At 50.9% G+C, this 20442-nt stretch carries 13 protein-coding genes, 2 tRNA genes and 4 rRNA genes; 8 read left to right on the forward strand and 11 right to left on the reverse strand.

Features of this window, described 5'->3' with window-relative positions:
- Positions 1 to 110 precede the first annotated feature (110 nt).
- The 7 genes from QEN31_RS02225 (at position 111) to rrf (QEN31_RS02255) (ending at position 5809) form a co-directional block, all read left to right on the forward strand.
- A complete protein-coding gene (locus QEN31_RS02225; RefSeq protein WP_000795911.1) occupies positions 111 to 263 on the forward strand; it encodes a hypothetical protein in 153 nt (50 codons plus the stop codon).
- 208 nt (positions 264 to 471) lie between these two features.
- Positions 472 to 2013 (forward strand): 16S ribosomal RNA (locus QEN31_RS02230).
- Positions 2014 to 2098: 85 nt separating this feature from the next.
- A tRNA-Glu gene (locus QEN31_RS02235) sits at positions 2099 to 2174 on the forward strand.
- A gap of 191 nt (positions 2175 to 2365) precedes the next feature.
- Positions 2366 to 5355 (forward strand): 23S ribosomal RNA (locus tag QEN31_RS02240).
- Positions 5356 to 5448: 93 nt separating this feature from the next.
- A 5S ribosomal RNA gene (rrf, locus tag QEN31_RS02245) occupies positions 5449 to 5564 on the forward strand.
- Positions 5565 to 5578: 14 nt separating this feature from the next.
- Positions 5579 to 5654: transfer RNA gene (locus QEN31_RS02250), tRNA-Thr, on the forward strand.
- A 39-nt stretch (positions 5655 to 5693) separates the two neighbouring features.
- Positions 5694 to 5809: ribosomal RNA gene (gene rrf / locus QEN31_RS02255) — 5S ribosomal RNA — on the forward strand.
- The 16S, 23S and 5S rRNA genes sit together here with 2 tRNA genes alongside, the layout of an rRNA operon.
- Positions 5810 to 6592: 783 nt before the next feature.
- On the opposite strand, the gene QEN31_RS02260 is transcribed toward rrf (QEN31_RS02255), so the two are convergent.
- From QEN31_RS02260 to QEN31_RS02270, 3 genes are all read right to left on the reverse strand, one after another.
- Entirely contained in the window at positions 6593 to 6814 is a 222-nt protein-coding gene (locus QEN31_RS02260; RefSeq protein WP_000825645.1) for a membrane protein, read from the reverse strand.
- A 235-nt stretch (positions 6815 to 7049) separates the two neighbouring features.
- The gene (locus QEN31_RS02265; RefSeq protein ID WP_001273286.1) at positions 7050 to 10163 is read right to left on the reverse strand and encodes an efflux RND transporter permease subunit; all 3114 of its coding nucleotides are present in this window, start codon (positions 10161 to 10163) and stop codon (positions 7050 to 7052) included.
- Between the two features lie 11 nt (positions 10164 to 10174).
- Positions 10175 to 11332, reverse strand: coding sequence for an efflux RND transporter periplasmic adaptor subunit (locus tag QEN31_RS02270; RefSeq protein WP_000160383.1), 1158 nt, complete (start codon positions 11330 to 11332; stop codon positions 10175 to 10177).
- A 413-nt stretch (positions 11333 to 11745) separates the two neighbouring features.
- Here QEN31_RS02270 and envR point away from each other — a divergent pair, with 413 nt between their 5' ends.
- Complete coding sequence (envR, locus tag QEN31_RS02275; RefSeq protein WP_001085725.1) at positions 11746 to 12408, forward strand: acrEF/envCD operon transcriptional regulator; 663 nt, start codon at positions 11746 to 11748, stop codon at positions 12406 to 12408.
- A 2-nt stretch (positions 12409 to 12410) separates the two neighbouring features.
- On the opposite strand, the gene QEN31_RS02280 is transcribed toward envR, so the two are convergent.
- The 8 genes from QEN31_RS02280 to QEN31_RS02315 all read right to left on the reverse strand — a co-directional run bounded on the left by QEN31_RS02280 (position 12411) and on the right by QEN31_RS02315 (position 20402).
- Positions 12411 to 14510 carry a putative bifunctional diguanylate cyclase/phosphodiesterase gene (locus tag QEN31_RS02280; RefSeq protein WP_001145331.1) on the reverse strand — a complete coding sequence of 700 codons (2100 nt, stop codon included), beginning with the start codon at positions 14508 to 14510 and terminating at the stop codon, positions 12411 to 12413.
- Positions 14511 to 14660: 150 nt separating this feature from the next.
- Positions 14661 to 14825 carry a DUF2556 family protein gene (locus tag QEN31_RS02285; RefSeq protein WP_000620015.1) on the reverse strand — a complete coding sequence of 55 codons (165 nt, stop codon included), beginning with the start codon at positions 14823 to 14825 and terminating at the stop codon, positions 14661 to 14663.
- An 82-nt stretch (positions 14826 to 14907) separates the two neighbouring features.
- Positions 14908 to 15792 carry an adenine-specific DNA-methyltransferase gene (gene yhdJ / locus QEN31_RS02290; RefSeq protein WP_000642611.1) on the reverse strand — a complete coding sequence of 295 codons (885 nt, stop codon included), beginning with the start codon at positions 15790 to 15792 and terminating at the stop codon, positions 14908 to 14910.
- Between the two features lie 85 nt (positions 15793 to 15877).
- The gene (fis, locus tag QEN31_RS02295; RefSeq protein WP_000462905.1) at positions 15878 to 16174 is read right to left on the reverse strand and encodes a DNA-binding transcriptional regulator Fis; all 297 of its coding nucleotides are present in this window, start codon (positions 16172 to 16174) and stop codon (positions 15878 to 15880) included.
- A 25-nt stretch (positions 16175 to 16199) separates the two neighbouring features.
- Positions 16200 to 17165, reverse strand: a complete 966-nt coding sequence (gene dusB / locus QEN31_RS02300) for a tRNA dihydrouridine synthase DusB (protein ID WP_001219664.1) — start codon at positions 17163 to 17165, stop codon at positions 16200 to 16202.
- A 660-nt stretch (positions 17166 to 17825) separates the two neighbouring features.
- Positions 17826 to 18707, reverse strand: a complete 882-nt coding sequence (prmA, locus tag QEN31_RS02305) for a 50S ribosomal protein L11 methyltransferase (protein ID WP_001145849.1) — start codon at positions 18705 to 18707, stop codon at positions 17826 to 17828.
- Between the two features lie 11 nt (positions 18708 to 18718).
- Positions 18719 to 20170 carry a sodium/pantothenate symporter gene (gene panF / locus QEN31_RS02310; protein ID WP_001175741.1) on the reverse strand — a complete coding sequence of 484 codons (1452 nt, stop codon included), beginning with the start codon at positions 20168 to 20170 and terminating at the stop codon, positions 18719 to 18721.
- Positions 20160 to 20402, reverse strand: coding sequence for a YhdT family protein (locus QEN31_RS02315; RefSeq protein ID WP_000340018.1), 243 nt, complete (start codon positions 20400 to 20402; stop codon positions 20160 to 20162). The genes panF and QEN31_RS02315 overlap by 11 nt, the downstream gene beginning before the upstream one ends.
- Positions 20403 to 20442 lie beyond the last annotated feature (40 nt).

Here is a 20442-nt window from a genome sequence, read left to right on the forward strand (position 1 = left end):
TACCTCATCATAAATGAATAGTCATGAAGACTTTGGTTGCTTTAACGGCGTTGTGCAAGGGGAGATAGCATCAAAAAATCGCCACTTTGCGCAGGAATGGAGCGAAAGGGATGAAAAATCAACAAACAGAAAAAAAGATCCAAAAAACGCTTGTGCAAAAAAATGGGATCCCTATAATGCGCCTCCATCGACACGGCGGATGTGAATCACTTCACACAAACAGCCGGTCGGTTGAAGAGAAAAATCCTGAAATTCAGGGTTGACTCTGAAAGAGGAAAGCGTAATATACGCCACCTCGCGACGGTGAGCTGCAAGCCGCGTCGCACCTGCTCTTTAACAATTTATCAGACAATCTGTGTGGGCACTCGAAGATACGGTTTCTTAACGTCCTAGGACGAAAAATGAATACCAAGTCTCAAGAGTGAACACGTAATTCATTACGAAGTTTAATTCATTGAGCATCAAACTTTTAAATTGAAGAGTTTGATCATGGCTCAGATTGAACGCTGGCGGCAGGCCTAACACATGCAAGTCGAACGGTAACAGGAAGCAGCTTGCTGCTTCGCTGACGAGTGGCGGACGGGTGAGTAATGTCTGGGAAACTGCCTGATGGAGGGGGATAACTACTGGAAACGGTGGCTAATACCGCATAACGTCGCAAGACCAAAGAGGGGGACCTTCGGGCCTCTTGCCATCAGATGTGCCCAGATGGGATTAGCTTGTTGGTGAGGTAACGGCTCACCAAGGCGACGATCCCTAGCTGGTCTGAGAGGATGACCAGCCACACTGGAACTGAGACACGGTCCAGACTCCTACGGGAGGCAGCAGTGGGGAATATTGCACAATGGGCGCAAGCCTGATGCAGCCATGCCGCGTGTATGAAGAAGGCCTTCGGGTTGTAAAGTACTTTCAGCGGGGAGGAAGGTGTTGTGGTTAATAACCGCAGCAATTGACGTTACCCGCAGAAGAAGCACCGGCTAACTCCGTGCCAGCAGCCGCGGTAATACGGAGGGTGCAAGCGTTAATCGGAATTACTGGGCGTAAAGCGCACGCAGGCGGTCTGTCAAGTCGGATGTGAAATCCCCGGGCTCAACCTGGGAACTGCATTCGAAACTGGCAGGCTTGAGTCTTGTAGAGGGGGGTAGAATTCCAGGTGTAGCGGTGAAATGCGTAGAGATCTGGAGGAATACCGGTGGCGAAGGCGGCCCCCTGGACAAAGACTGACGCTCAGGTGCGAAAGCGTGGGGAGCAAACAGGATTAGATACCCTGGTAGTCCACGCCGTAAACGATGTCTACTTGGAGGTTGTGCCCTTGAGGCGTGGCTTCCGGAGCTAACGCGTTAAGTAGACCGCCTGGGGAGTACGGCCGCAAGGTTAAAACTCAAATGAATTGACGGGGGCCCGCACAAGCGGTGGAGCATGTGGTTTAATTCGATGCAACGCGAAGAACCTTACCTGGTCTTGACATCCACAGAACTTTCCAGAGATGGATTGGTGCCTTCGGGAACTGTGAGACAGGTGCTGCATGGCTGTCGTCAGCTCGTGTTGTGAAATGTTGGGTTAAGTCCCGCAACGAGCGCAACCCTTATCCTTTGTTGCCAGCGATTAGGTCGGGAACTCAAAGGAGACTGCCAGTGATAAACTGGAGGAAGGTGGGGATGACGTCAAGTCATCATGGCCCTTACGACCAGGGCTACACACGTGCTACAATGGCGCATACAAAGAGAAGCGACCTCGCGAGAGCAAGCGGACCTCATAAAGTGCGTCGTAGTCCGGATTGGAGTCTGCAACTCGACTCCATGAAGTCGGAATCGCTAGTAATCGTGGATCAGAATGCCACGGTGAATACGTTCCCGGGCCTTGTACACACCGCCCGTCACACCATGGGAGTGGGTTGCAAAAGAAGTAGGTAGCTTAACCTTCGGGAGGGCGCTTACCACTTTGTGATTCATGACTGGGGTGAAGTCGTAACAAGGTAACCGTAGGGGAACCTGCGGTTGGATCACCTCCTTACCTTAAAGAACTGTTCTTTGCAGTGCTCACACAGATTGTCTGATGAAAAGTAAATAGCAAGGCGTCTTGCGAAGCAGACTGATACGTCCCCTTCGTCTAGAGGCCCAGGACACCGCCCTTTCACGGCGGTAACAGGGGTTCGAATCCCCTAGGGGACGCCACTTGCTGGTTTGTGAGTGAAAGTCACCTGCCTTAATATCTCAAAACTGACTTACGAGTCACGTTTGAGATATTTGCTCTTTAAAAATCTGGATCAAGCTGAAAATTGAAACACAGAACAACGAAAGTTGTTCGTGAGTCTCTCAAATTTTCGCGACACGAGAATGTTTTACGAAACATCTTCGGGTTGTGAGGTTAAGCGACTAAGCGTACACGGTGGATGCCCTGGCAGTCAGAGGCGATGAAGGACGTGCTAATCTGCGATAAGCGCCGGTAAGGTGATATGAACCGTTATAACCGGCGATTTCCGAATGGGGAAACCCAGTGTGATTCGTCACACTATCATTAACTGAATCCATAGGTTAATGAGGCGAACCGGGGGAACTGAAACATCTAAGTACCCCGAGGAAAAGAAATCAACCGAGATTCCCCCAGTAGCGGCGAGCGAACGGGGAGGAGCCCAGAGCCTGAATCAGCATGTGTGTTAGTGGAAGCGTCTGGAAAGGCGCGCGATACAGGGTGACAGCCCCGTACACAAAAGCGCATGTGCTGTGAGCTCGATGAGTAGGGCGGGACACGTGGTATCCTGTCTGAATATGGGGGGACCATCCTCCAAGGCTAAATACTCCTGACTGACCGATAGTGAACCAGTACCGTGAGGGAAAGGCGAAAAGAACCCCGGCGAGGGGAGTGAAAAAGAACCTGAAACCGTGTACGTACAAGCAGTGGGAGCACCCTTCGGGGTGTGACTGCGTACCTTTTGTATAATGGGTCAGCGACTTATATTCTGTAGCAAGGTTAACCGTATAGGGGAGCCGGAGGGAAACCGAGTCTTAATTGGGCGTTAAGTTGCAGGGTATAGACCCGAAACCCGGTGATCTAGCCATGGGCAGGTTGAAGGTTGGGTAACACTAACTGGAGGACCGAACCGACTAATGTTGAAAAATTAGCGGATGACCTGTGGCTGGGGGTGAAAGGCCAATCAAACCGGGAGATAGCTGGTTCTCCCCGAAAGCTATTTAGGTAGCGCCTCGTGAATTCATCTCCGGGGGTAGAGCACTGTTTCGGCTAGGGGGCCATCCCGGCTTACCAACCCGATGCAAACTGCGAATACCGGAGAATGTTATCACGGGAGACACACGGCGGGTGCTAACGTCCGTCGTGAAGAGGGAAACAACCCAGACCGCCAGCTAAGGTCCCAAAGTCATGGTTAAGTGGGAAACGATGTGGGAAGGCCCAGACAGCCAGGATGTTGGCTTAGAAGCAGCCATCATTTAAAGAAAGCGTAATAGCTCACTGGTCGAGTCGGCCTGCGCGGAAGATGTAACGGGGCTAAACCATGCACCGAAGCTGCGGCAGCGAACGTATCACCCAAGACAACTTTACGGAGTTGACGATTGACGGAGCGAAGCGACGTCAAAGCGTTCATTAAAGTCGAGTTGGCTTAGGGATACGTTCGTTGGGTAGGGGAGCGTTCTGTAAGCCTGTGAAGGTGTGTCGTGAGGCATGCTGGAGGTATCAGAAGTGCGAATGCTGACATAAGTAACGATAAAGCGGGTGAAAAGCCCGCTCGCCGGAAGACCAAGGGTTCCTGTCCAACGTTAATCGGGGCAGGGTGAGTCGACCCCTAAGGCGAGGCCGAAAGGCGTAGTCGATGGGAAACGGGTTAATATTCCCGTACTTGGTGTTACTGCGAAGGGGGGACGGAGAAGGCTATGTTGGCCGGGCGACGGTTGTCCCGGTTTAAGCGTGTAGGTGTGTGTTCCAGGTAAATCCGGTTCACTTTAACACTGAGGCGTGACGACGAGGCACTACGGTGCTGAAGCAACAAATGCCCTGCTTCCAGGAAAAGCCTCTAAGCATCAGGTAACATCAAATCGTACCCCAAACCGACACAGGTGGTCAGGTAGAGAATACCAAGGCGCTTGAGAGAACTCGGGTGAAGGAACTAGGCAAAATGGTGCCGTAACTTCGGGAGAAGGCACGCTGACACGTAGGTGAAGTGATTTACTCATGGAGCTGAAGTCAGTCGAAGATACCAGCTGGCTGCAACTGTTTATTAAAAACACAGCACTGTGCAAACACGAAAGTGGACGTATACGGTGTGACGCCTGCCCGGTGCCGGAAGGTTAATTGATGGGGTCAGCGCAAGCGAAGCTCCTGATCGAAGCCCCGGTAAACGGCGGCCGTAACTATAACGGTCCTAAGGTAGCGAAATTCCTTGTCGGGTAAGTTCCGACCTGCACGAATGGCGTAATGATGGCCAGGCTGTCTCCACCCGAGACTCAGTGAAATTGAACTCGCTGTGAAGATGCAGTGTACCCGCGGCAAGACGGAAAGACCCCGTGAACCTTTACTATAGCTTGACACTGAACATTGAGCCTTGATGTGTAGGATAGGTGGGAGGCTTTGAAGCGTGGACGCCAGTCTGCGTGGAGCCGACCTTGAAATACCACCCTTTAATGTTTGATGTTCTAACGTGGACCCGTGATCCGGGTTGCGGACAGTGTCTGGTGGGTAGTTTGACTGGGGCGGTCTCCTCCTAAAGAGTAACGGAGGAGCACGAAGGTTGGCTAATCCTGGTCGGACATCAGGAGGTTAGTGCAATGGCATAAGCCAGCTTGACTGCGAGCGTGACGGCGCGAGCAGGTGCGAAAGCAGGTCATAGTGATCCGGTGGTTCTGAATGGAAGGGCCATCGCTCAACGGATAAAAGGTACTCCGGGGATAACAGGCTGATACCGCCCAAGAGTTCATATCGACGGCGGTGTTTGGCACCTCGATGTCGGCTCATCACATCCTGGGGCTGAAGTAGGTCCCAAGGGTATGGCTGTTCGCCATTTAAAGTGGTACGCGAGCTGGGTTTAGAACGTCGTGAGACAGTTCGGTCCCTATCTGCCGTGGGCGCTGGAGAACTGAGGGGGGCTGCTCCTAGTACGAGAGGACCGGAGTGGACGCATCACTGGTGTTCGGGTTGTCATGCCAATGGCACTGCCCGGTAGCTAAATGCGGAAGAGATAAGTGCTGAAAGCATCTAAGCACGAAACTTGCCCCGAGATGAGTTCTCCCTGAGACTTAGAGTCTCCTGAAGGAACGTTGAAGACGACGACGTTGATAGGCCGGGTGTGTAAGCGCAGCGATGCGTTGAGCTAACCGGTACTAATGAACCGTGAGGCTTAACCTTACAACGCCGAAGATGTTTTGGCGGTTAAGAGACGATTTTCAGCACTGATTCAGATTACATCAGAACGTAAAAACGGTCTGATAACAGAATTTGCCTGGCGGCACTAGCGCGGTGGTCCCACCTGACCCCATGCCGAACTCAGAAGTGAAACGCCGTAGCGCCGATGGTAGTGTGGGGTCTCCCCATGCGAGAGTAGGGAACTGCCAGGCATCAAATTTAGTGTGCTGATATGGCTCAGTTGGTAGAGCGCACCCTTGGTAAGGGTGAGGTCCCCAGTTCGACTCTGGGTATCAGCACCACTTAATACGGTTAAAGTTCGGTATTTGAAAAAGAATTTGTCTGGCGGCAGTAGCGCGGTGGTCCCACCTGACCCCATGCCGAACTCAGAAGTGAAACGCCGTAGCGCCGATGGTAGTGTGGGGTCTCCCCATGCGAGAGTAGGGAACTGCCAGACATCAAATAAAACAAAAGGCTCAGTCGAAAGACTGGGCCTTTTGTTTTATCTGTTGTTTGTCGGTGAGTAGTCTCCTGAGGAGGACAAATCCGCCGGGAGCGGATTTGAACGTTGCGCAGCAACGGCCCGTAGGGTGGCGGGCAGGACGCCCGCCATAAACTGCCAGACATCAAATAAAGCAAAGGGCCCAATCGAAAGACTGGGCCTTTTTGCATTTATCTCTCTATGGAAAAAGTTATCGGATAATGACGCCGACGCGTTTTAAACATCTTCGTAGAGTGGATAAAAACCGTTTTAGTCAACGTGATTTCCCACCATATATCCGCCTGAACCATCGAATGTGAACCGTGCTGAAGTAGATGTACAAACGGCTTTTACTTACGCCTCTAATAAGCAATAGAGATATTCGCTGAGGACTAAAAATCTGGCCCATTAGGCTATTTTATTTGCCAGTTTGGCCTAGGGACAGTGCTCAAAATCCTCATGTATTACGTGTATGTTCCGGTTTATATCCAGACTGTCTGTAATAATTACGCCTAATGATCACGCTCTAAGTCTTACTGTATAAAGCCTGTTTGTAATGCGGCTTACGATGCTATCAAGCTATAATTTTGTCTGCATCGGACAAGGAATAGAATAAATACCATCGGGATGGGCGAGTAAGAAAAGAGAGCGTTTTATCGTGTTAACTTTCGGGGGACAGGCTGAACAGATTACGTCGCTGAGTATCCTTACGACCTTTATATTATTACTGAAAGCGCGGCATTGCCGCGCCTGCATGTATCATTTAGAAAGCGCAATGATACCCATCGTCAACCCTGCTACCGCCGCAGCGCCGCCAGCAATAGCGCCTGCTGTCTCCCAGTTATCCTGCGTTGTACCTTTCATACATGTATTGGTATGAACCAGCCGCCCTTGATCGTCATAAACCGGTACGCAGGGAGAATCATGTGCACAACCTGCCAATAAGGTGGTAAGCAATGCAACTGGAATTAGTCTTTTCATGGTGTTACCTCATTAATCAGCGTTTCGCGAAGTACAGCAACGTAATGCTGGCTCTAACCGCTGCGAAAACGAGAGTTATTTTACCACCACAGAAAAAATGGCCGACATGAGGAATCATCTCAATTCATGTGAATTGTAAAAACTATGGAGAATGCAGAGGTAAGCGGAGAGGGGGAATAGCGGAGATAAAGACGTACCGTTTAAAAAGGCGTCCGAAGACGCCTCTGTTTACCGGTTAATCATGATGGCGATTAAATCGGCGTTTTACAACAACGAAGAATACCGGCACGAAGAAGATAGCTAATAAGGTTGCGGTTAACATTCCCCCCATAACCCCTGTGCCTACTGCGTTCTGTGCACCACTACCTGCGCCACGACTGATAACTAACGGCATTACCCCGAGAATAAAGGCCAGCGAGGTCATTAGAATAGGACGTAAACGCATACGGGATGCTTCCAGCGTCGCTTCAATCAATCCACGTCCTTCTTTTTCCATGAGATCTTTGGCGAACTCGACAATCAGGATGGCGTTTTTAGCAGAAAGGCCAATAGTGGTTAACAAGCCAACCTGGAAGTAAACGTCATTGTTCAGACCGCGCAATGACGCTGCAAGCAGAGCGCCAACCACGCCGAGCGGTACGACCAGCATTACCGAGAACGGAATTGACCAGCTTTCATACAGAGCGGCAAGGCAGAGGAAAACGACAATGAGTGAGATTGCGTACAGCGCCGGCGCCTGGTTACCTGACAACCGTTCCTGATACGACATACCTGTCCAGTCATAGCCAATACCGTTTGGTAGCTGTGAAGCCAGGTTTTCCATTAACGACATGGCTTCACCGGTGCTTCGTCCGGGTGCTGCTTCGCCGAGCAGTTCCATTGACGGCATCCCGTTATAGCGTTCCAGGCGTGGCGAACCATAAATCCACCGTGCTGAGCTAAAGGTAGAGAAGGGCACCATCTCGCCATTAGCGCTGCGAACATAAAGATTGTTGATATCTCCCGGCAGCATACGGAACTGAGCGTCAGCCTGAACGTATACTTTTTTCACTCGTCCGCGATCGATAAAGTCGTTAACGTAATAGCCGCCCAACGCCGCGGAGATGGTTTCGTTGATATCAGACAGCGAAACGCCGAGCGCCTGCGCTTTTTCTTGATCGACATCCAGCTTGAACTGTGGCGTGTCTTCCAGCCCGTTCGGGCGTACGCGCACTAATAGATCAGGATGCTTCGCGACCATACCCAGGAGTTGATTACGCGCTTTTGTTAACGCATCGTGACCGAGTCCTCCCTGATCAATCAGTTCGAAGTCGAAACCTGTTGCGGTACCTAACTCGACAATTGCCGGCATGTTGAAGGGGAACACCAACCCGTCGCGAATCTGGCTAAAGGCGCGTGTCGCTCTGGCGATAACGGCTTCGACGCTATTTTCTTCACCGTTACGCTCTTCCCAGGGTTTAAGGCTGACAAATGCCATCCCTGAGTTTTGTCCCTGACCGCTAAAGCTAAAGCCGTTTACGGTAAACACGCTTTCGACGTTCGCTTTTTCATTATTCAGGTAGTAATGAGTGACTTGATCCAGCACTTTCTGCGTACGTTCTTGCGTAGCGCCAGAGGGGAGCTGAATCATGGTCAGGAATACTCCCTGATCTTCTTCCGGCAGGAAGGAGGTCGGGAGGCGTAAAAACAGAACCGCCATTCCGACTACAATAAGTAGATAGATAATGAGATAGCGACCCGTATTACGCACGATGCCGCTTACGCTGTTAGTATAGTGGTTAACGCTGTGGTCAAACCTGGTATTGAACCAGCCAAAGAAGCCGCTTTTTTTCTCGTGATGTTCAGCAGATACGGGTTTAAGCAGCGTAGCGCACAGTGCTGGCGTCAGAATCAACGCAACCAGAACGGATAGCGCCATTGCTGAAACAATAGTAATAGAGAACTGGCGATAAATTGCCCCGGTCGAGCCGCCAAAAAAGGCCATCGGGATAAATACCGCAGACAGTACCATCGCGATACCAACCAGCGCTCCCTGAATCTGCGACATGGATTTTTCCGTCGCCTCTCGGGGAGAAAGGTTATCCTCCATCATTACACGTTCAACGTTTTCTACGACCACTATCGCATCGTCAACCAACAGCCCTATCGCCAGTACCATACCAAACATCGTCAGGGTATTGATGGAATAGCCAAAGGCGGCGAGTACCGCAAAAGTGCCTAGCAACACGACAGGAACAGCGATGGTAGGAATCAGGGTTGCCCGGATATTCTGTAAGAACAGATACATTACCAGGAACACCAGAATAATCGCTTCAAACAGCGTTTTTACCACTTCGTGGATAGATATTTTTACGAAGGGCGTTGTGTCATAAGGATAAACCACCTTCATTCCCTGAGGGAAGAAAGGCTGCAGCTCCGCCAGTTTCACTTTGATTGCGGTTGCGGTATCCAGCGCGTTAGCGCCGGTCGCCAGTTTAATACCGAGACCGGAGGCCGGTTTACCGTTAATGCGCGCTACAACGTTATAGTTTTCACCGCCAAGCTCAATACGCGCGACATCTTTGAGATGGACGACAGAGCCGTCGGTATTGACGCGCAACGTAACTTTGCCGAACTCTTCCGGATCTTTCAGACGCGTTTGGGCGATGATTGAGGCGTTAAGCTGCTGGCCCGGTAATGCTGGCGTGCCGCCCAGTTGGCCTGCCGCAATCTGGTCGTTCTGTACTTTTAACTGGTTGATGACGTCAACTGGCGTGAGCTGGTATTTATTTAGCAGATTCGCATCCAGCCAGATACGCATGGCGTACTGTGCGCCAAATAGCTGAACGTCGCCCACACCATTCAGACGGCTGATAGAATCCTTAATGTTAGAGGCGACATAGTCAGAGATGTCGTCCTGGGTAGTGTTCGGATTATCTGAGACGAACCCGGCGACCATCAAAAAGCTGCTGCTGGATTTTTCAACGCTAATCCCCTGCTGCTGGACTTCTTGCGGCAGTAAAGGCGTGGCGAGCTGCAATTTATTTTGCACCTGAACCTGCGCGATATCCGGATCGGTTCCGGACTGGAAGGTCAGGGTGATGGTCACGCTACCAGCAGAGTCGCTGGTAGAGGACATATACATCAGGTTATCGATACCGTTCATATTTTGTTCGATAACCTGAGTAACCGTATCCTGTACCGTCTGCGCATCCGCGCCAGGATAGGTTGCAGAAATAGAAACCGCTGGCGGCGCAATGGTTGGATACTGCGCAACGGGAAGTTGCATTATTGCCAGTGCGCCAGCCATCATCAGGATAATGGCCAGAACCCAGGCGAAAATAGGACGTCTAATAAAAAAGTTTGCCATGTACGGTTACCTTATTGCGCCGTTTTCGCTGCAGGAGCATCGGTAGTGGCTTTCACCTGGACGCCCGGTCGCGCTTTTTGTAAGCCGCTGACGATGACCTTATCGCCCGGTTTTAACCCTTCGCTGATGAGCCATTTATCGCCAATAGCCTGCGCCGCCACGACATTGCGGGCTTCGACCTGGCTTTTATCGTTAACCACCATCACCATTGCGTCGCCGCGCGGCGTGCGGGTTACGCCCTGCTGGGGGACAAGGATGGCATTGGGCTGGACGCCTTCATCAATGCGGGCGCGAACAAACATACCGGGAAGCAGACTGTGTTGCGGGTTAGGGAACACCGCCCTGAGCGTGATAGAGCCGGTGCTTTCATCTACGGTAACGTCGGAAAATTGCAGCGTGCCTTTAATCGGGTAGACCTGACCATTTTCCATTACCAGTTGAACCGTGCTACTGGCGCTGTCTTTATGCAGGTTACCTTGTTCGACGGATTGCTTGAGTCGCATAAAGTCGTTGCTTGATTGCGTCACGTCGACATAAATCGGATCGAGTTGTTGCACGGTAGCCAGTTCAGTTGACTGACCATTAGTCACCAGCGCGCCTTCAGTCACATTAGATTTTCCTATACGCCCGCTGATGGGTGAGGTGACTTTGGTATACGCAAGGTTAATACGCGCGCTTTCAACAGCGGCTTTTGCCGCCACAACGGCGGCATCGGCCTGGCGGGCGTCGGCAATCGCCTGATCATATTCCTGTTGGCTGATATATTTTGTGCCGACCAGTGGAACATAGCGTTTGACCGTCAGGTGCGCGATAGCCGCAGCCGCTTCGCTTTTAGCAAGTTCGCCTTTAGCGCTGTCATAATCAGCCTGATAAGTGGCAGGATCGATCTGATAGAGCGACTGCCCGGCCTCTACATCGCTACCTTCGGTGAAGTTTCTTTTAAGCACGATCCCGCTCACCTGGGGGCGAACCTCCGCAATGCGAAATGCGGACGTACGTCCGGGAAGTTCGGTCGTTACGGCTAGCGGCGCTGTTTCGACCACATGGACGGTGACTTGCGGCTCGCCGGCATGAGCCTGGGTATCTCCCTGGTCATTACAACCGGCCAGCAGCGCAGCAGAGAATATGATGAATGAGGGCAGGAGTGAAAACCTGGCATGTTTCGTCATTACTGTTCCTTAAAAAACCGAAAGCTCGTTATTCACCGGATAACGGTAAGGCGTTAACGCGCGAAAAATAGAATAGCAGTGGGGTATCCTACAAATTATTAGCTTGTGATGTAAGCAATACTTATTTTGGGATGGGGTTCACGGCACATAAAAGCAAAAAAAAAGAACTATTCCCTGTCGTTTCATAATGTCCCGATTAGTAAAATCATGATGTTGAATAACATAAATAGAAATATATATTTTATATGAATGTGTTTTATTAATTTATTTGTTTTTATTATTGATTTGGCGATATTGTGCGAAATAAAAATAGCTGTCTCTCGTCTGACTAAAAAGGACATGATAAAGTTGTTTTTTGTGCTGAGTATTTTATCAGCGTATTTATCGTTTTTATGGTCCAGGATATCTTAATTATGGCGAAGAAAACGAAGGCGGATGCGCTTAAAACGCGGCAACATTTGATTGAAACCGCTATTGCGCAGTTCGCCTTGCGCGGCGTTGCCAACACGACGTTGAATGATATCGCTGATGCCGCTGATGTCACGCGGGGCGCCATCTACTGGCACTTTGAGAATAAAACGCAGTTGTTTAATGAGGTTTGGTTACAGCAACCACCTTTACGCGAACTTATTCAGGATAGGCTTACGGGATGCTGGAATGATAATCCTTTACAGGATCTACGAGAGAAATTTATTGCAGCCTTACAATATATTGCGGCAGTGCCTCGTCAGCAGGCATTAATGCAGATTTTATATCATAAATGTGAATTCCATAATGGTATGATATCGGAACAGGCCATTCGGGAGAAGATGGGTTTCCATCATCAGTCGCTGCTTGAAGTATTACAGCGATGTATGGATAAAAAACTGATCTCAGGCAGTCTTGATCTGGATGTCATATTAATTATTCTGCATGGTAGTTTTAGCGGAATAGTAAAAAACTGGTTAATGAATCCCACAAGTTATGATCTTTATAAGCAGGCGCCTGCATTAGTCGATAATGTATTAAAAATGCTAAGCCCGGATGGCAGTGTGAGGCAATTAATGCCAAATGAACAACAGGCGGAAGAAGCCTGAGATTATTTTGAGTTGATATTATATATTGACCTTGTGAATATATTGGCAGGATCCCGAATATCGCGAGCAATTTCCTCTGCCGTACGCGGCTTGCCAAGCAGGAACCCCTGAAGCGTATGGCATCCTAACTGGGTCAAAAATTGTTGCTGCGTTTCATTCTCTACCCCTTCTGCCACAATTTGCAGATTTAACGCTTTCGCCAGCGCGACAATAGCCGCAACAATGGTCGCGCCGTCGCCTGCCTCGCTGAGTTCATGTACGAAAGCGCGATCAATTTTTAGTTCGCACGCCGGAAGACGTTTCAGATAGAGAAGGCTGGAATAACCGGTGCCAAAGTCGTCAATAGAGGCCTTAACCCCCATTTCCGTTAATCTGGTGAGTATAGCGACGCTTTGCTCTGGCTTGTTCATCGCCGTGGTTTCGGTGATTTCCAGAATCAATAAATCGGGACGGATACTGTGTCGGGCCAGGCTCCGCGTAATGGTGTCCACAAGCCCGGGCTGCTCAAATTGTAAGGCGGACAGATTTACCGCCACTGACCATAAGTCGTATCCCTGTAAGTGCCACTCGCGGAGCTGTCGACACGCCTCGTCTATCACCCAGCTACCGATAGTGACGATAAGACCCGTTTTTTCCGCCAGCGGTAAAAACTGGTCAGGATTCAGTACGCCTTGTTTTGGATGATACCAGCGCAACAGGGCCTCAAATCCTACAATAGGGCCGGCAGGAGCCTGAAATTTAGGCTGATACACTAGCCTGAGCTCTTGTCTTTCCAGCGCCAGCCACAGGTCATTCATTAGCTGAAGTTGGGTTTGCGCCAGCATATTCATTGATGGCTGAAAGAAATGGTATCCGTTACGCCCCGTATGTTTCGTGTGGTACATTGCGGCATCGGCGTTGAACATCAGTTCCCGTTCGTTTTTTCCGTCCAGCGGATAGAGCGCTATTCCCACGCTAAGGGTGACGACCAGTTCGTACGGATCTATTGTAAAGGGCGCATCTATCGAATGTACCAGCGCGCTGGCAAGGGAAGCCGCTTCGTCAGGCGCGCTGACTTCTGCAAGCAGCACAAATTCGTCGCCGCCAATCCGCGCCAGGGTAAACTGCCCGCTCAGCGGTTGGTTCAGACGATGCGTGACCGCTACCAGTAGCTTATCGCCGATATCATGACCATAAGCGTCATTAACGGTTTTAAAGCCATCCAGATCCATAAACAGTAGCGCGAAAGACGTGTTTTCCCGATTCGCTTTGCTGATGGCCTGTTCCAGACGATCCTCAAGAAGCACCCGGTTTGGTAAACGGGTGAGCGTATCATGCAGCGCCAACTGCGCCAGTTCCTGGTTCGCCTGCGCCAGCGAAGAGGCAAGTAGTGCGGTACGGGCCTGAAGCCGGGCGTCAAATAAAGAAACCAGCAGAGTAATACCCAGGATAGTCAGCGCGACCACGCTGACAAGAACAGCCAGCCAGTTGCTATCGACGCCACGATGCTCCATCGGCCAGTTTTGGGGAAAGTGTGCGGCCTTCATGCCGGCGTAATGCATGCCGGCGATAGCTATCCCCATTAATACCGCGGCGCCTGCTCGCCTCAGGGCGACATCTGTTCCCTCATGACGCAGGCGGAACGTGAGCCACAGCGCGCCGCAGGACGCCAGTAGCGCGATAATGATAGAGAGGGCAACCCACGCGCTATTCCAGACGATAATGGAAGCAAATTGCAGCGCCGCCATCCCGGTATAATGCATTGCGCTGATGCCCAGTCCCATCACCAGCGCGCCCGGCAGTAAACGGCGCAGGCGCAGTTTTTCAGCGCTGACCAGCCATAGCGCAAACAGGGAGGAGCCGATCGCGATCAGCATGGAGAGGCCGGTGAGGAACGGATCGAAGCGCATGTTCATCGCGTGATCCATCGCCAGCATCCCGACAAAATGCATCGCCCAAATACCGACGCCCAGCGCGAAGCCGCCGCCCATTAGCCATATTCTGGCGTTTGATCGGGCGCTTCCGGCTACGCGTCCGGCCATATTTAATGCGGTATAGGACGCAAAAATAGCGACAGCAAATGAAACCGCCACAAGGATGTGGTTGTACTCACTAACCGGCATGTATCATTAGCTCATTGGTTATGCAGGAAAAGAACAGGACGAGACAGTATCACCCCTTCTTTTATCCTCAACGTGTTTTAATTCCCTGTTTTTATAAGGGATAAAAGAAATCCGGGTGATAAATAATCATAGGTTAAATCGCCCGGTTCGCTACTCCAGATCGGTACAATTGATCAATTTGAGAGGGTTAACCGAATCCATGTTTCGGCACTTATCCTGTTCAGTTGCCATCAATTCGATCCATTGCATCAAAAGCGCATCAAAAAGAAAAACGGAGACGGCAAAAACAACCAGCCACCAATACTTACGTATCATCGTCAAATCCTGTGTATTCATGCCCATGCGTGCTGGGAATATACATGAAATTTTGACGCTGAAAAGCGGACTTACAATGCTTTTACTTCTCTGAAGATAGCGCGTTTATCCCGACATTTCGCTGCTTTTTGGACAGGTTTTGTGTTTTTCTCTTTTTGACTTTTGCAAGTTCATTTTCTGAATAATGCGAAGTGACGCTCAATCTTCTGAGCCCCATTTTTACGTACTCATTATTGAGTTCAATACCGATAAACTTACGACCTGACGCCGCTGCGACAGCGCCTGTGGTGAAACTGCCCGCGAAAGGGTCCAATACGGTATCGCTCGGGTTAGAAGAGGCCAGTATGATCCGTTTTAACAGCGCGCTGGGCTTTTGCGTAGGATGGTTTTCATATTCATCCATCAGATAACGTACGCGAGGAAATGACCAGACGTTGCCCGGCACTTTTTTCTGATTGTATGGTTGGGGCGGGTTTTTTCGATAATCGATTAGCGCGCGCTTAGCGCCCGTAGTGGTTTCGACCAGAATCGCATCACGGTTAAAGGTATAGCTTTTCGGGTTTTTTACCATCATCAGGATCGGTTCATACATAGAACCAAAGTATTTTTTCGCCTGCACCCCGGAACTATCATAGGACCAGACGATACGGCTTTTGATGGTAAAAAGCGTTCGGCATTTGAGATCGATATACGGCATATTTTCTGTGCTATTCATGATGTACATGGTGCCGTGTTTCTTCAGTACGCGGTGGCACTCATCAATGCATTCATACAGCCAGGCCAGAAAAGACGCTTCGTCCCAGGACTCCACCATACCGTCGAAATCTTTTCCGATATTGTAAGGCGGATCGGCAAAAATTAAGTCAATGCTTTCAGAAGGCAGTTTTTTAAGTTCTGTTAGCGCGTCACCGTGAATAATCTTCTTCGATTCATCGCCAAAGTACTGAGGTTCACATTCCGCTTTCATGACCAAATTCCATGTGATGCGTATAAAAAAGGCGCTTCCCCATGCCGAGTAGCGCCTTTTTAAACAAGCAGTTAGCTAATCGAAATTAGTTCATGCCGTATTTTTTTAATTTTTTACGCAGCGTACCACGGTTGATGCCCATCATCAGAGCAGCACGGGTCTGGTTACCACGGGTGTATTGCATCACCATGTCCAACAGGGGCTGTTCTACTTCAGCCAGTACCAGCTCATACAGGTCATTAACGTCCTGACCATTCAGTTGAGCAAAATAGTTCTTCAGTGCCTGTTTAACCGAGTCACGCAGGGGTTTTTGGGTTACCTGATCCTGAGAGTTAACGGTAGAAACGGTCAGTACGTCAGAATTTACGCGTTGTTCGAACATAGTTCTGTCAGCTCTTTATTTCTGTTTACGCAAAATTTTCGAAGTATGCCTCCAACGCCTCCAGCTGTTCGCTGGCGTCCTCAATAGCGTTGAATGTGCGCCGAAACTGGTCGTCTGGAGCGTGCTCCTGGAGATACCAGGAGACGTGTTTACGCGCGATTCGGTACCCTTTTGCCTGACCGTAAAAGTCATGCAGTTCCCGAACATGCGTGCAAAGCAAGCGCTTTACCTCTGCCAGCGGCAGCGGCGGAAGCAGCTCCCCAGTGTCCAGATAATGCTGGATTTCCCGAAAGATCCAGGGTCTTCCCTGAGCTGCGCGGCCTATCATCAGGGCATCCGCCCCTGTATAGTCGAGAACAGCTCTGGCTTTATGCGGGTTAGTAATGTCGCCATTCGCGATAATCGGAATGGAAACTTTCTGCTTAACTGCCCGAATACTGTCGTATTCAGCTTCTCCGTTGAACAAACAGGCGCGGGTGCGGCCATGGATGGTCAGAGCCTGAATACCACAATCTTCAGCCAGTTGGGCAATCTCTACGCAGTTACGGTGTTCCGGCGCCCAGCCGGTGCGAATCTTGAGAGTCACAGGAACGTCCACTGCGTTTACGACCCCGATGAGTATAGACTTCACTAAATCCGGGTACTGCAAGAGGGCTGAACCTGCCAGCTTACGATTCACTTTCTTCGCCGGGCACCCCATATTGATATCAATAATCTGGGCGCCGCTTTCCACGTTAATACGTGCGGCATCGGCCATCTCAACAGGGTCGCTACCGGCAATTTGCACCGTGCGAATTCCTGGCTCATCAACGTGCACCATCCGTAAACGAGATTTATCGCTTTCCCACACTTGCGGGTTAGAAGACATCATCTCGGATACTGTCAATCCTGCTCCCATCTCATAGCACAGCGTCCGGAAAGGTCTGTCAGTAATGCCAGCCATGGGCGCTGCGATCAGGCGATTTCTGAGCTGATATTGTCCGATGCGCATGAGTTAAGAAATGACCATACTGTGACTGCAAGGCGGCGTATATTACGCATTTTTTGCACGAGATGAAAGGCCAAACTTTGAACAATCCACTGTTGTAGATCAATGAATCGTGCTTAAAAACAGCAAAATAAATTTATAATTCATTAAAATCATAGGGTTATTTATTGTCGGCGGTTTTGTACGCGCTTACAAATTCCCGTAACTTCTCTCTATTTCTTCGTCCAGAAACAAGATAAGCGGAATAATCTGCTTTTTTTATAAGCTAATTACCCCAAATGAATGGGATCGCCGTCTCGTTTCAGGACAAGATCACTTCCCGCTGCGCGTGATTTTTCTCCATTGCCAGTCGGAAGGGGGCGCACAGATGCGCTTTTGTGTTCATGAATGGCACGGATAAATTTTTCCAGCTGCGCTGAAGAGAGGGTTAGCGGATGCTGCAGAACAACCCGGACAGCATTACTAAGTACGAGGGCGATGGCTGCGACCCGTTAAAACGCCAGTATCTTTTGTCCGCTGGTAGCAGCTGTTTATCCAGACGGATAGTGACAAAGAAGTTATTTCAGGCATTCATTTGATGAATTTAATGATGTCTCGGTGCCTGAAAGGCGTTAAGGCAGTTGTGTGGAGAAAAGCGTGGCCGGGCGACCACGCTGACAAGAATTATTTCTTACGGCCAGTAATGCGGCACCATTCTTCTTTTTCGACGACCGGGTCGAGAGTGAAAAGCTCGGCGTAAGCATCGCAGACGCTTTCCGCCTGGCTGGCGAGAATACCTGAAAGCCCCAGCAGACCGCCCTCAACGGGCAGTACGCTGATTAACGGGGCCAGTTCGCGTAATGGGCCTGCCAGGATGTTAGCGACGACCACGTCGGCTTTCATGGCTTCTGGCTGGTCTTTCGGCAGGTACAGCTCCAGCCGGTCAGACACGCCGTTGCGTTCAGCATTATCGCGACTGGCCTGAATAGCTTGCGGATCGATATCAATACCAATCGCCTTTGCCGCTCCCAGTTTCAGCGCGGCAATCGCTAGAATGCCTGAACCGCAGCCAAAGTCGATCACGGTTTTGCCGTTGAGATCGAGCCCGTCCAGCCATTGCAGACATAAAGAGGTGGTGGGGTGCGTACCCGTACCGAACGCCAGTCCCGGGTCGAGCATCACGTTGACGGCATTCTCGTCCGGAATGTCACGCCAGCTGGGACAAATCCACAGACGCTCGCCAAAACGCATCGGATGGAAATTATCCATCCATTCGCGTTCCCAGTCTTTATCTTCCAGTTGTTCGATTTTATGGGCAAATCCGGCACCCAGCAGCGGATGTTGCTCCAGAATCGCGACAACGTCTTTCATGTCGGTTTCGGCGTCGAACAGACCGATCACATCGGTATCGCCCCACAGACGGGTTTCGCCCGGCAACGGCTCAAAAACCGGCGTATCGTGCGTATCCTGAAAGGTAATGGAAACGGCGCCCGCTTCCATCAGCGCATCACTCAGCTCTTCAGCATTCGCGCCGGTGGTATTCAGTTTCAATTGGATCCATGGCATGGCAAAACTCTTTATTTATCAGTAGACAATACGGTGGCTTGCGAAGCGGAAGAGCCGAATCGGTTTCCGATCAGAAAAGCCAATAAACTTAACAGTAACGCGGGCACAATCGGATGAAAGCCCAGGTACTGAATATTAAATGTGGCAAGCAGGGCATATAGCACGCCGCCCACGATCATGGCGCTTAATGCGCCTGCCGCGTTTGCCCGCTCCCAGTAAAGGCCCAATACCAGCGGCCATAAGAACACCGCTTCCAGGCCGCCAAACGCCAGCAGGTTGAGCCAAATGATCATCTCTGGCGGTTTCCATGCGGCCAGCAGCAACAGCGCGCCTAGCAGTAATGTAATCGCTGCCGACATACGCTTCAGCCGGATCTCATTTTGCATCTGATCGGGGCGCAGGTTGAGATAGAGATCTTTAATGATCGTCGCGGAACTTTGCAGCAGTTGGGCGTTAATTGTTGACATGATCGCCGCCATTGGCGCAGCGAGGAAGATCCCGGCGGCAAACGGCGGCAAAACTTTCACCATTAGCGTTGGGATCACCAGATCCGGCACCGTCAGATCCGGAAGCACCGCGCGACCCAGCGCGCCGGCAAGGTGCATCCCGAACATTAAAATCGCCACGACAATCGTACCGATAATAATGCCCCGGTGTACCGCTTTACTGTCTTTATAGGAGATGCAGCGCACCGCCGTATGCGGCAGGCCAATCACACCAAAACAGACCAGTACCCAAAAAGAGGTCATAAAGGCGGGAGAAAGTATGTCATCGGCGCCCTGCGGCGTTACCAGTTTGGGGTCGAGAGCGTGCAGCGTGTCAACGGCCTGACTTAGACCGCCCGCCGCATGGATCACGCCCACCAGCAGCACTATCGTGCCGACCAGCATCACCAGGCCCTGTAGCGTATCGTTAAGTACGCTGGCGCGAAAGCCGCCAAACGCCGTATAGAGTGCGATACTGACGCCAAATATTAGCAGGCCGGTTTCGTAGGGAATTCCCGCCGCGGTTTCCAGCAGTCGCGCGCCGCCGATAAATTGTACGGTCATTGCGCCAATAAACGCGACCAATAAACTCAGGCTTGCCAACCACACCAGCAGGCGGCTTTGGTAACGAGCGAATAGCATATCGTTAAGCGTGACGGCATTATAGCGACGCGCCAGGATAGCGAATTTTTTACCCAGAATACCCAGTGAAAGCCAGACGGCGGGAAGCTGGATCATCGCCAGCAAGACCCAGCCCAGACCGTATTTATAAGCCGCGCCGGGACCGCCGATAAATGAACTGGCGCTAATATAGGTGGCGGTAAGCGTCATCGCGAGCACGATCCCGCCCATCGAACGGCTGCCAAGAAAATATTCGTTTAAAAAGGTGCCGGCGGTACGCTTGCGCATAGCGTAAATCGAGACCCCGAAGACCACGACCAGATAGGCTACCAGCGGTAGAATGACCTCAAGCTGCATCGTCATCCTCCAGCGAAATATCGCGATAAATGAATTTCACCATCGCCCAGCACAGCAAAATAAAGACCAGCGGCGTCAATAAGCAGGCCATCTCGAACCAGTGCGGCAGACCGGTGATTCCCGGCGAGTCTCCAGGTAAGTAAGCAGCCACTAACCATGCCGCCAGATAGCAAAGGGTCAGCCACAGCGCCCAGCGCGCCTCTTTATGGGCCTGAACAAAACGAGCGTCCATTTTTTGTCCCTTATGGGTGAAGAAAGCGGGAATTGTACAT

Source organism: Salmonella sp. SA15303, assembly GCF_029962125.1.
In the GTDB taxonomy this organism is placed as follows: Bacteria; Pseudomonadota; Gammaproteobacteria; order Enterobacterales; family Enterobacteriaceae; genus Salmonella; species Salmonella enterica.

Coding starts and splice junctions, on each gene's coding strand:
- QEN31_RS02225 (WP_000795911.1), top strand. CDS start 111: ATGAAAAATCAACAAACAGAAAAAAAGATCCAAAAAACGCTTGTGCAA.
- QEN31_RS02260 (WP_000825645.1), bottom strand. CDS start 6,814: ATGAAAAGACTAATTCCAGTTGCATTGCTTACCACCTTATTGGCAGGT.
- QEN31_RS02265 (WP_001273286.1), bottom strand. CDS start 10,163: ATGGCAAACTTTTTTATTAGACGTCCTATTTTCGCCTGGGTTCTGGCC.
- QEN31_RS02270 (WP_000160383.1), bottom strand. CDS start 11,332: ATGACGAAACATGCCAGGTTTTCACTCCTGCCCTCATTCATCATATTC.
- envR (WP_001085725.1), top strand. CDS start 11,746: ATGGCGAAGAAAACGAAGGCGGATGCGCTTAAAACGCGGCAACATTTG.
- QEN31_RS02280 (WP_001145331.1), bottom strand. CDS start 14,510: ATGCCGGTTAGTGAGTACAACCACATCCTTGTGGCGGTTTCATTTGCT.
- QEN31_RS02285 (WP_000620015.1), bottom strand. CDS start 14,825: ATGATACGTAAGTATTGGTGGCTGGTTGTTTTTGCCGTCTCCGTTTTT.
- yhdJ (WP_000642611.1), bottom strand. CDS start 15,792: ATGAAAGCGGAATGTGAACCTCAGTACTTTGGCGATGAATCGAAGAAG.
- fis (WP_000462905.1), bottom strand. CDS start 16,174: ATGTTCGAACAACGCGTAAATTCTGACGTACTGACCGTTTCTACCGTT.
- dusB (WP_001219664.1), bottom strand. CDS start 17,165: ATGCGCATCGGACAATATCAGCTCAGAAATCGCCTGATCGCAGCGCCC.
- prmA (WP_001145849.1), bottom strand. CDS start 18,707: ATGCCATGGATCCAATTGAAACTGAATACCACCGGCGCGAATGCTGAA.
- panF (WP_001175741.1), bottom strand. CDS start 20,170: ATGCAGCTTGAGGTCATTCTACCGCTGGTAGCCTATCTGGTCGTGGTC.
- QEN31_RS02315 (WP_000340018.1), bottom strand. CDS start 20,402: ATGGACGCTCGTTTTGTTCAGGCCCATAAAGAGGCGCGCTGGGCGCTG.